Annotated in this window: 12 protein-coding genes; all 12 read right to left on the minus strand. The window is 73.0% G+C overall.

What is annotated here, in order from left to right:
• Positions 1-115 precede the first annotated feature (115 nt).
• The 12 genes from EAO73_RS26400 to EAO73_RS26450 are packed head-to-tail and all read right to left on the minus strand — an operon-like array spanning position 116 to position 10,871.
• Positions 116-682 (minus strand): phage tail protein, encoded by a 567-nt coding sequence (locus EAO73_RS26400; protein ID WP_147974090.1) that lies wholly within the window; start codon positions 680-682, stop codon positions 116-118.
• Between the two features lie 3 nt (positions 683-685).
• Entirely contained in the window at positions 686-2,659 is a 1,974-nt protein-coding gene (locus EAO73_RS26405; RefSeq protein ID WP_147974091.1) for a putative baseplate assembly protein, read from the minus strand.
• Positions 2,656-3,090, minus strand: coding sequence for a GPW/gp25 family protein (locus EAO73_RS26410; protein ID WP_147974092.1), 435 nt, complete (start codon positions 3,088-3,090; stop codon positions 2,656-2,658). The genes EAO73_RS26405 and EAO73_RS26410 overlap by 4 nt, the downstream gene beginning before the upstream one ends.
• Before the next feature lie 6 nt (positions 3,091-3,096).
• On the minus strand, positions 3,097-3,378 hold the full coding sequence (locus EAO73_RS26415) for a PAAR domain-containing protein (RefSeq protein WP_147974093.1): 282 nt from the start codon (positions 3,376-3,378) through the stop codon (positions 3,097-3,099).
• 37 nt (positions 3,379-3,415) lie between these two features.
• On the minus strand, positions 3,416-5,317 hold the full coding sequence (locus EAO73_RS26420; protein WP_147974094.1) for a VgrG-related protein: 1,902 nt from the start codon (positions 5,315-5,317) through the stop codon (positions 3,416-3,418).
• Positions 5,314-6,114: a LysM peptidoglycan-binding domain-containing protein gene (locus EAO73_RS26425; RefSeq protein ID WP_147974095.1), complete on the minus strand. Its 801-nt coding sequence runs from the start codon at positions 6,112-6,114 to the stop codon at positions 5,314-5,316. The genes EAO73_RS26420 and EAO73_RS26425 overlap by 4 nt, the downstream gene beginning before the upstream one ends.
• A 5-nt stretch (positions 6,115-6,119) precedes the next feature.
• Positions 6,120-6,560, minus strand: a complete 441-nt coding sequence (locus tag EAO73_RS26430; protein ID WP_093703642.1) for a phage tail protein — start codon at positions 6,558-6,560, stop codon at positions 6,120-6,122.
• Positions 6,561-6,576: 16 nt separating this feature from the next.
• The gene (locus tag EAO73_RS26435; RefSeq protein WP_147974096.1) at positions 6,577-8,226 is read right to left on the minus strand and encodes a hypothetical protein; all 1,650 of its coding nucleotides are present in this window, start codon (positions 8,224-8,226) and stop codon (positions 6,577-6,579) included.
• A 28-nt stretch (positions 8,227-8,254) separates the two neighbouring features.
• Positions 8,255-8,398: a DUF6760 family protein gene (locus EAO73_RS36105; RefSeq protein WP_018099790.1), complete on the minus strand. Its 144-nt coding sequence runs from the start codon at positions 8,396-8,398 to the stop codon at positions 8,255-8,257.
• The gene (locus EAO73_RS26440; protein ID WP_147974097.1) at positions 8,395-8,829 is read right to left on the minus strand and encodes a hypothetical protein; all 435 of its coding nucleotides are present in this window, start codon (positions 8,827-8,829) and stop codon (positions 8,395-8,397) included. The genes EAO73_RS36105 and EAO73_RS26440 overlap by 4 nt, the downstream gene beginning before the upstream one ends.
• A complete protein-coding gene (locus EAO73_RS26445) occupies positions 8,829-9,272 on the minus strand; it encodes a phage tail protein (RefSeq protein ID WP_018099792.1) in 444 nt (147 codons plus the stop codon). The genes EAO73_RS26440 and EAO73_RS26445 overlap by 1 nt, the downstream gene beginning before the upstream one ends.
• Before the next feature lie 60 nt (positions 9,273-9,332).
• On the minus strand, positions 9,333-10,871 hold the full coding sequence (locus EAO73_RS26450; protein WP_147974098.1) for a phage tail sheath family protein: 1,539 nt from the start codon (positions 10,869-10,871) through the stop codon (positions 9,333-9,335).
• Between the last annotated feature and the right edge of the window lie 374 nt (positions 10,872-11,245).

The raw sequence follows: 11,245 nt of genomic DNA on the forward strand, positions 1-11,245 counted from the left end.
CCTCATCGACCAACTCCCCGCCGTCTACCTGGAGCAGGACTTCCTGCGCCGCTTCCTGAGCGCACTCGACGACGTCCTCGCCCCGGTCCGTTCCTCGTCCCGCACGACTCACAGATCACCGCGCCGCACCCCCCGCGCCCCCGTCCGGGGGCAGGATCTCCAGTGTGAAGCCCACGTGCGCCGGGACCTCCGTGCCGATGCGTTCTTCGAGGCGGGCCCGGTCGATGGTCCGTCCGGGCTGTTCCCGGACCCGGATCGTCACCCAGGGGCGCGGTGCGCCCGGCAGGGCGGTGAGGGGGCCCGTGGACCACGCGGTGCCGCCGCTCTCCGTGATCTCGGGTTCGGTTCCGGTCGCGAGGCGTACCGCGTCGGCGAGGCCGCCGGACGTGCCGCGCCGGGCGTGCCGGGCCACCGCGCCCCGTACCGTCTCGCGGCGTCGTTCGACCGGGCCGTCCGGGGGGGAATCCACCGCCACCCACTGCTCCAGCCAGGCCAGGAAGTCGTCCGGGGCGCTGCGCGGGTCCAGGTGGGCGGGCATGTTGTCGATCGTGAGCAGGACCGGGGCGAGGACGTCGTCGAGTGCGCTCAGGAAGCGGCGCAGGAAGTCCTGCTCCAGGTAGACGGCGGGGAGTTGGTCGATGAGGGGGTGCGGGGTGGGGAGTCCGGGGACGCCGGTGCGCATGGCTCAGGCTCCCCTCACCCGGAGCTGGTGCTCGTAGCTGAAGACCAGCGCGTGCCGGTCGAGCGGGATCTTGCTGGTGGCGTCGGTGCGCTCCCCGGTCACCGGGTCGGCGCGGTAGAGGCGTACGTCCTCCACCAGGTCCACGCCCGGCACCCGCTGGAGCACGGCGAAGGCCTCGCCCGAGTGGACCGGGCGCCCGAATGGCCAGCCCTGCTCGTTCGGTCCGCCGGAGAGGGGGTTGAAGTACCCGTAGAGCGCGGCCAGTGCCGCGTCCCGGACGCGGTCGCGGTCCGCGCCGGGCTCGGCCTGGACCGAGGCGACCACGGTGACGCCCTGGTAGAACGGCGGCTCGACGACGAGGCGGGCGCCGATCGGGCGGCGCTCGTCCAGATGTCCGGCGATGAGGCGCAGGGTCTCGGCGGGCGGGATCAGCTCGTCGAACCCGATCCGGCCCTGGTCGTCGCTGCGCCCGGCCGGCACGACGAGGAGCCGTACCCCCTGGGCGTCGGCACCGCTGTCGTCGCCGTCGGCGCCCGCGCGGATGCAGTGCACACGGGCCGCGTCGGGGGCGACTTCGCGGGCGAGGAGTTCGTAGTCGTGCGGGACGACGGCCCGGTGCAGGGTGCGCAGGGTCATCGGACCGCGCACCCGGGCGCTGTCGACGCTCTCGCCGTCGACGCCGCCGAGCGCGGGCCTGCGGTTCTCCACGCGTGCCACGTACGGGATGGCGCTGCGCAGGACCTTCAGCGTCGACCGGGCGACGTTGCCGCGCAGCCCGCCGCCCGTGCGGTAGGAGCGCACCCGCACCGTGGCGCCCTTGGCCGGGACGGCCCCGTAGTAGCGGATGGAGCCGTCCCGTTCGCGTACGGCCGGGCCGAACTCGACGCGGCCGGAGTTGAGGTCGAGCGTGATGTGCCGGTCGTCGGGGCCGGAGTGCGCGAAGTCGTCGGCCTTCGTCCAGCGGGTGAACTCGGGTTCCGGCCCGTTCGCCGGGTCCGCGACCTCGACCACGAAGTCGCCCGGCACGACGGGCGACCGGGCGAGGGTGAACGCCTGCCCGGGTACGCCCTCCGCCGCGCCGAGCACCTCGTCGGTGATGGTCTCGGCATGCTCGGCGGCGACCGTGGCGCCGATGGTGAAGGCGGTGATGCCCCGCAGGACGGGCGGTGCCAGATAGGTCGGGCGGCCCGGTTCGGCCTCGATCAGCCGGCAGCGCAGCCAGCCGCCGGTGCGTCGGACGACGGCGGCCGGGGTGTGGGTCTTCGGCAGGTGGAGCATGAGTTCGCCGGACCGGTTGAAGCCGCCGGTGTCGTCCTTCTCGACCTCGCAGGCCGCCCAGCCGGTGCCGTCCCAGGCCTCCCAGACCAGGGGCGGGCGCAGCGGGTCGACGCCCACGCCCTCGACCCGGCAGTCCAGTCGCAGCACGACGACGCCCGCCGGGACGGCGGCCGAGAGCCCCACGTAGAGGCAGTCACCGGGGGCGGGGGTGGCGCCGAAGCAGGCGATGTCACGCCCGATCGCCAGCTGCTCGGTGCGGTCGACGACCTCCTCGGCGGCCGGCCAGGTCGCCACGTGCGCGAACGAGCAGGGCACGACGGTCAGCTCGGAGGTGGTGGTGAAGACGACCGCCTCCTCGGTCTCCGTACGAACGGTCGCCACCTCGGTCCCGGCGCGCACGACGACGGGGTCCGGCCGGGGGGCGGACAGCCGGAACGTCACATCGGTGCGCGCGGCCGTCGGCGGGTGCAGCCGCACGCCGATCAGGTCGAGGAAGGTGAGGTAGCTCTTCTCGGGCACCCGGTTCACCCGGTAGACGAGCTGGTCGACCATCGTCGCGAACGCCTCGATGAGGGTGACGCCCGGGTCCGACACATTGTGGTCGGTCCATTCCGGGCAGCGCTGCTGGACGCGGCGCTTGGCCTCGTCGACCAGGCCCTGGAAACGTCGGTCGTCCAGATGGGGACTGGGCAGCGTCACGCGCCGGCCTCCTCGTCGTCGTGGCTCGCATCCGGTTCGTGCTGCGGGATCACGTAGAACGGGAAGACGAGGTTGCGCGGGTCGTTGGAGCCGCGCACGGTGTAGCCGATGTCGATGTACAGGACCCCGCTGTCCGCCGCGTCGAAGCGGACGGTGACGTCGGCGACCTCGATGCGCGGTTCCCAGCGTTCCAGGGCGAGGCGCACCTCGTACGCGAGCTGCCCGGCCGTCCCGGCGTCGGCGGGGGCGAACACGTAGTCGTTGACGGCGCAGCCGAACTCGGGCCGCATCGGGCGCTCGCCGGGCGAGGTCGCCAGGATCAGCCGGATCGACTCCTCCAGTTCGCGTTCGCCGCGCACCAGGGCGATGGACCCGGTGGCGTCCGTACGCGGCGGGAAGGCCCAGCCGGCTCCGATGAACTGCTCTCCCATGTCCGTTCAGCCTCCGATCAGCACCGTGGCGCAGCCCGCGAGGATGGGCGCTCCGCAGCCGCTCAGGTCCCCGACGCGGGCGGCGGGCCTGCCCCCGATGAACACGCTCCGGCTGCCCGGGGGCGCGATCGGGGAGGGCGGGTGGCCGAGCGGCGAGGCGCACTGGTGGACGGTGCCGACCGTGGCCGCCGGTCTGCCGCCGATCAGCACCGTGAGCACCCCGGGCGGCCCGACCGTGCCCGGGTGGCCCGTGGGGTCGCCGACCCGGGCGGCTGCTGCTGACGGCATGCGCTGCGCTCCTGTTCGCTACGGATGTGGTGGTACGTCAGTTAAGCTGGATCATCGGTGCGTTGACGGTGACCGAGCCGCCGCTCTTCACGTCCGTGCGCCGGCTGCCGTCGACCGTGACCTGGCCGCCGTGCACCTCGACCGCGCCGTCCGTGGAGAGGGCGACCTTCCCGTTGCCGCCGTTCAGGGCGACGCCGTTGCGCGAGGTGAGGGTGACGCTCTCGCCGGTGAGCGTCAGCTCGCCGCTCCCGGCGTCCAGGGCGACGCCCTTGGCCGCCGTGACCGAGACCCGCTCCTTGGCTTCGATGGTGACGCTGCCGTCGCTGTTGATGACGACGGCGGTCCCCCGCCGGTCCAGGTCGATGGTCAGCTTCCCGTCACCGGTGCGCAGCCGTACGCCCTGCGGGCCGTTCGCGGCGTCCAGCAGTTCGAGCTGGTTGCCGCTCCTGGAGGCGAAGGCGCGGCGGTTGACCGCGCCGGTGGTGGGGTCGACGAGGTCGCCGCCGCCGGGGGCCCCGGGGGCGTTCGCGGCGTCCCCTCCCCCGCCCGGCCGGTCCTTGCCGTTGTAGAGCCCCGCCAGCACGTAGGGCCGGTCCAGGTGGCCCTGCTCGAAGCCGACCAGCACCTCGTCCCCGACCTCCGGGATGAACGCCTCGCCGCCGCCCGTCCCGCCGGACTGCGCGGTGCGCGCCCAGTCGCTCGCGTACTCGTCCGACAGCCAGGGGAAGCGCACCTTCACCCGGCCCGAGCCCTCCGGGTCGTGCGTGTCCGTGACCGTCCCGCTGGCCAGCCCGGCCCAGCGCGGACCGGCCCCTGACGCACCGGACGCCCCCGGCGCGCCGCCGGCGGTGAGTCCGAACAGTGAGCGCTCCTGCTGCCCGGAGACGGTGATCCAGGTCTCGTACCCGCGCACGGCGTCGAAGACGTGGCGCGAGGAGGTGACGGTGTAGCGGCCCTCGAAGGGGGCGCCGACCGCGTTGAGCGCGACCGCGCTGCCGGCCGTGACCTCGGGATTGCCCCGGATCACCGCCTCCAGCTCCGCGAACGACCCGGCGATGCGCTCGGCCAGGGCCTTCGCCGCCTGGTCCACCTGGGCCTGTGTGCCGTAGGCCGCGTCGGTGACGACGAACCGCGCCTCGCCGAAGGGGGCGGTCACCTCGGCCGCCGTGACGCCGAGTTCCAGGGTTGCGGACGTGCCGGCGGGCGACCGGCCGACCAGTGGCTCCTTGGCACCGATGTCCCAGCCGCGCACCTCCACCTCGGAGACCTGCTCGGCGGCCGAGACACCGGCGCGGCAGCGCAGCAGGTTGGTGCCCAGTTCGAGGACGAGGGGGTCCCGGTCGGCCCGCGCGGAGCTGTCCGGCGCCCCGCTCGCCTCGGCGGGCCGGGTGATGTGGAGCTGCCCGTCGCGTACGTAGGCCTGGGCGCCCGCCTCTTCGGCGAGGCCGCGTACGAACTCCCAGTCGGTGACGTTCGGTTGGGCGATGTGCTCGATGACGGGACCCGCCACGTCCACGGTGCCCGGTTTCAGTCCGGCGCGCTGGGCGATCTGGCCGCAGATGTCGGAGAGGGTCATGTTCTGGTAGCTGGCGACGCGCCGGCCGCGCAGCAGGCGGTGCGATGCGTCGAGGCCCCGTACCAGGGTGAAGGTGCCGGTCTCGTCGAGCTCCACCTCCAGGGCGGTGACCGCGCCTTCGAGGAGGGGTTTCGGGGCGGTGTCCGCGCCGGTCCGGGCCAGCAGCCGGGCCTCGCTGCCGATCTTCAGTCCGGTCTGCTGGAGCAGGACCCGGTCGGGGTCGCGGAACCGCAGCAGGAAGAGGTCGGGGAGCGTGCGGCTGTCGTCGACGTACCCCTCGACCAGGGTGTTCAGGAACTTCGCCGGCAGCGGGCGGCCGTCGAACTCCACGACCAGCGCGCTGGCGACCCCTTGACGCGTCATCGCCCCGCCTTCCGGCCGCCGGTGCCGTCGAGCCGGCTCAGCTCGTCGAGGGCGGGCAGCAGCAGCTGGGTGCCCGGGGCCAGCCGGATCGGGTCGTCGATGCCGTTCGCCTCGGCGATGACCCGCCAGGCACCGGCGTCGCCGTACTCCCGGTGGGCCAGCGAGGGCAGCGAATCGCCGGAGGCCACCCTGTGCACCCGCCGGGCGGCCAGCGCGCCCGACGTGGGGTTCTGGCCGGGTGTCTCGCCGCTGATCTCCTCCATCGTCACCTGGCACACGGCACGGATCGGGACGCCCGAGGTGGTGAACAGGGTGTACTTCGCGGCGACTTGGCTCACATATCCGGGGAAGCCGGTCAGCCCGCCCCAGTGGAAGACCACCCAGGGCGGGGAGGAGCGCTGTTGCTGCCTGGTCTCGTTGGTCGGTACGCAGCACGCGAAGAGCTGCTCCACCGCCGTGACGACCCGGGTGTCCTGGGTGTCGCCCGCGTCGAAGAACATCTCGACGGTCAGCTTGCTGGGCTGCGAGCCCTGGTACTCCGGCGGACCGGAACTCTTCGCTCCCTTGGCCGGGGTGCGCTTCCAGGAGGCCGCCTTCGTCAGGCTCAGCTCCTTGGGGTTGAACTGGAAGTCGATCCGTCCGCACGGCCCACCGGGGGTGAGCCCGCCCCCGGTGGGCGGGGTGCGCAGCTCCAGGTAGGCGTGCTCCAGCTTGGGCCTGGCCGAGCCGCCCTTCGCGGCGGACGCCACCCCGGACGTCCCGGCCGCGCTGAAGGCGATGGGTCCCGCACCGCTCACGCCGCTCAGCCCTCCATCACATAGCCGTGGTGGGCGATCTCGATCGTCTCCATGGCGACCTTGGGCGACTCCGGGGTGAACGAGGGCCCGGTCCAGCGCACGGGCACGACTTCGAGCAGCCCCCACTGGGCGACCTTCCGCCCGTCGCCCGTCCGCGCCTCGATGTGCGCGGTCTTGCGGCTGAACCCGGTCGTCATGGTGGCGAACCAGCGCGCCACCTTCTCCGTCTCCCGGGTGAGCGGGCGCGACAGCTTGACGTTGGAGTACTTCAGACGGGTCGGCAGCTGCCACACGTGCCCGTTGTTGCCGCCCTCCTCCCGCGTTTCCAGGACGACTTCGCAGCCCAGCCCGTCACAGGTGTTGAACGACCCGAGCTCGATGTCGTCGATCGTCACGACGAAGCAGACGCTGACGGCGGGGTCGTCCGGGGCGGGGTCGGTGGCCATGGCGCGTGCCTCTCGATCAGTGACGGGTGTTGATGAGGAATCCGGAGCGCTCGCGTTCGAGCCGCAGGTCGGCCTTCAGCAGTCTGCTGAGGGGGGCGTAGAGGGCCCGGACCAGCTCGTCCGTGACGGGCGGCGCCCCCGGTCCCGCCGGTGTCCCGTCGGGACTCGCGGCGGAGGCCGCCGGCTGTTCACCGGTGGCCGGCGGCTCGGACTCGGGTCCCGGTTCCGGATCGGGTTCCGGCGGGGGCGACGGCGGGGGTTCCTCGGCCGTCTCCGAGTCCCGCTGGACGACCGGCCGCGAGGTGCCGTCACGAGGCGCGGACGGGAACACGACGCTCCCGTCGGCCATCCGCTGCGCCACTCCGGCCGCCACGGCGGCGGCCCCGGCGGTCTGCACGGAGGCGGGGACGCGGGGCCCCCGGCCGGGCACCGGGGACGACTGCCGCTGTACGGAGGGGGCCTGCTGCTGCACGGGGGACACCGCACGCTGCAACGGTGCCGCCGGTGCGCCGGGCGCCGGGCCCTCGCCGTTGCCGGTCCAGCGGACGGCCACGGCGGGCGGCGGGCTCGGGGGTACGGGGGCGAACGGTGACGTCCCCGGGCCGCTGCTGTCGGTCCCGGTGCCCTCGGTCGCGCGCTGGACGATCGCCTCGCCGCCGGCCGGGGCCTCCCCGGGTGCGGGGGCGGTACGCAGAGGCAGCGGCCGGTCGCCGAGCAGGGGTGCGGTGGGGCGGGCGGGATCCGGCGGGGGTGCGGGCGCGGTGGTGGCGCGCTGCACGGGGGCGGCGGGCTCGCGGCCGCTCTCCTGTCCGCCGGCCGCCTGCCCAGTGCTTGGTTGCTCGGCGGCCGGCTGTGGAGCGGGGTCCTCGGTGGCCGGCGCCGTCAGGGGGTCGTCCCCGAGCAGCGGGGCCACGGTCTCCGGCGCGAGGGCGGTGTCCTGCGGGCCCTGCATCTCGGGCCCCGCGTCGGCCTCCGTCGGCCGGGGAGCACGTTGCACCTGCGGTGACGCGGCCTCCCCCGGCTCGGCCGCCCGTCGCTGGGCGGTCGGCGGCAGGCCCGGCAGCGGCGCACCGAGACCGCCCGCGCGCCGGGGCTGGGGCGGCACGGGTGGTACGCCGTCGGCGGTGCGCTGAACCGGCGGCAAGCCGGGGTGGGCACCCGGCACGGAGTCAGGGGTGTCCGGCTCGGCCGCGGGGCCGGCCGCCTCCGTGTGCTCGTCCGTGGGTACGAGGGGCTGCTCGCCGACCAGTTGGCGTACCGGAAGACCGGCCGGTTCGGAGGCGGGCCCGGCCGATGTCAGGCTCGGCAGGCCGTCCCCGTACGCCCGCTGGACGGCCACCGTGCGCGTCCCGTGACGCACCGGCATCTCGACGGCCCGCTGGAGGGGCGGAGGCGGGCTCCCCGGAGCGGCGTCGACGACCCCGCGCACCAGGCCGGCGGGGGCCTCCGGGCTCACCAGGTGTCCCAGCGGCGTGCCCATCGAGGCATCCTGACGTGTCGTCAACCCCGCTTCGAATCCACGGGGATTGATCAACAGGTCCTGCCCGGTGACGGACCGCTGGACGGGTGCCAGCCGGCTCACGTCGACCCGGTCGCCCCGGTCCGGCGCCGGCGCGGACGGGGCGTCGGTGGCACGACCGCCGCGCAGCCAGGACATCAGCCCCATGGTTCCTCGTCCTCCTCCGTGCTCCTGGCTACTGCCCGTTGAGGCGGGCGACCTGTGCGACGAACTTCAGGCGTTCCGGGTGTTCCAGGTCCAGCAGGTCGTCGAGCGGCCAGTGGAAGTGGTAGGCGAGGTACGCGACCTCCTCGTAGAGCAGGTCGGCCGCGTACGTCACGATTCCCCCAGGCGACCGCCGGCGAGATCCACCGCGAACTCCTCGTCGCAGGACGGACAGGTGACGGCCGCGCGGGTGTGCCCCTCGGCGTTGATCCGGCGGTAGAAGTCCTGGAGGAACGCGAGATCCGACGCGAACAGGTCCTCGATGACGCCCGGATGGATGTCCTCGACCGTACCGATCCGGGTCACGACCCGGGAGATCAGCACGACCGAGAGGTACGCGGAGTTCTCCCGGACCCGGTCGTCGCGCAGGGGCACCAGTTCGTCCCGCGCGGTCGCGAGCCGCATCACCCCACTGCGGTGCACGGTGCCGGACTCGTCCACGTAACCGCGCGGCAGCTCGAAGGTGAACTCGGTCCGCAACGGTTCGGACCGCCCCGTGCCCGTGTCCCGTTCCGGAGGTGCCTGGAACTGGACGGAACGCCGCATCAGTCGAGCTCCATGCTCTCGTACGTGATCGCCAGCTTCTCCGTGAGCACCGAGGTGTCACCGGCCTTGAGCGTGCCGATCTCCAGCGACTTGGGCCAGGCGTTGATGAGCTTGTACCGCTTGATGGGCAGGCCCTCGTAGTCGTACACGATGACGGCGCCGTTGCGGCGGGCGTTCGTCATGCGGCCGAAGCGGGAGTCCTTGATCCAGCGCTCGAAGCTGTTGTCCTCGGTCAGGCCGCGCGTGACGGTGACCTCGCCGGCCTTGGGCCGGCCGGGCAGCTTCTTGATGGCGTACTTGCCGTCGGCGGTGTTCTGCTTCAGCTCGATGACGTCCTGCTCCATCTTCAGACCGCTGACCTCGGTGATCTGCTTGATGACGACGCTGTCGAATTCGAGACCGAAGGAGTGCCCGACGGAACTGTCGAGATCGGGAAGTGGCACCACAGGCTCCTTACGCCAGGTTCGGGAACGGGCCGGTCACTGCGGGGCGGCGCGCGCCGGTCATTCGTCGACGCCCCCGGTCCCGCCGGTCAGCTGGGAGAGGCGGAACACGACGAACTCGGCCGGTTTGACGGGCGCGACACCGATCTCGCACACGACCTGGCCGGCGTCGACGCTCTCCGGCGGGTTGGTCTCGCGGTCGCACTTCACGTAGAACGCCTCGTCCGGGGTGAGGCCGAACAGCGAGCCCTTGCGCCACTCGTTCACCAGGAACGCGGAGACCGTGCGGCGGATACGGGCCCACAGGGCGTCGTCGTTCGGCTCGAAGACCACCCACTGGGTGCCCGCGAGGATCGACTCCTCCAGGTAGTTGAAGAGCCGCCGTACGTTGAGGTAGCGCCACGCCGGGTCGGATGCCAGGGTGCGGGCGCCCCAGACCCGGATGCCGCGGCCGGGGAAGGAGCGGATGCAGTTCAGCCCGATCGGGTTGAGCAGATCGTGCTCCCCCTTGGTCAGCTGCGTCTGCAACGCCACGGCCCCGCGCACCACTTCGTTGGCCGGGGCCTTGTGCACCCCGCGCGAGTCGTCGTTGCGCGCCCAGATCCCGGCGATGTGACCGCTCGGCGGTACGAGAGCGGCGCGGCCGGACGCCGGGTCGGCGACGCTGATCCAGGGGTAGTAGAGCGTGGCGTACTTGGAGTCGAAATTCGCCTGGTCGGTGCGCCAGGCCCGGATCTGTTGCGGCGTCAGTCCGGGCGGTGGGTCGAGGATGGCAACCCGGTCACCCATCAACTCGCAGTGGCCGATGAGAGCTTGCTGCACGGCAATGACCGACTCCAGGTCGAGCAGACCGCGTTCGTACGCGCCCATGAGGTCCGGTACGGCAATCATGGTGATGTCGTCCACGGCTTCCAGGCCGCCCAGCCCCGTACGGCGGTCGGCGTCGCCGACGTACACCTCGGGGGCGAGCGCGCCGGCGCTCCCGGCGGCCGGAGCGGCGGGGGCGAGGGTGACCGCCTGCGGCGCGGGCCGGGCAGGGGCTGCGCCGCGCCCCGACTCCCGTATCTCGATCAGCTCGGACTTGGCGTTGACCCGGGTGGCGACGTTCTCCTTGCTGCGCTTGGTGGTCACGGAGGGGTACGTCTCCGCGACCTGGCCGTCGCGCTTCACGATCAGCTGGAAGACGTCGGACGGCGGGTCCTCGCCCTCGGCCTCGGCGACCTCCACGCTGATCCCGCCGGCCACGCCCGGCCTGGGCTTGACGGCGTACGGTCCGACCTGGACCTCGGATCCGGCCGCGAGTTCGCCGTCCGCTCCCCCGGCCACGGTGTCCGAGCCGTCGCCGATGCGGACGATGTAACAGATGCCGCCGCCGTTGGCGAAGAAGCCGTAGACGCTTGAGGCGAGGTAGGTGCCGTCGACGAAGTCGCCGAAGGTGCTGACGAACTGGCTCCAGTTCGTGATGAGCGTCGGCTCGTCGAACGGGCCGCGCTGGGCGAACCCGACGAAGGCGGCGACCGACGTGCCCACCCCTTCGATCGGCCGGGAACCGGACTCGACCTCTTCGACGTAGACGCCCGGGGACAGGTACGACGGCATATAAGCCTCTCCTTGACGTGCTCCTCGACGTGCTTCCCACCCCGTTCCGCGGTCCGTGGGGCCATCTGTTGTGTGGCCGTCGCCCGACCGGGGAACACCGGCGATTCTCGCCACTGCGGCGATCACCGGGAACGGATGGTCGGCCGCCCCGGCGTGCACGGGGGGCTGCCCGATGAGGCAAGCGGGCGACGCCGTACGCACCGGTCCGCCGTGCCCCCGGCCCTGTCACCCGCAGGCTCACCCCGTACCGCGGGCCGACGGCAGCCTGGTTGACCACCACGTCCGGACGGAGCTGTGCTGGGGGGAGGCACGGGTGAAGGCGGTTCCCGACAAGACCCCCGCCACCCCGTCCCGCACCGGCACCCCTCGTACGG

The organism is Streptomyces sp. col6, assembly GCF_008042035.1.
In the GTDB taxonomy this organism is placed as follows: domain Bacteria; phylum Actinomycetota; class Actinomycetes; order Streptomycetales; family Streptomycetaceae; genus Streptomyces.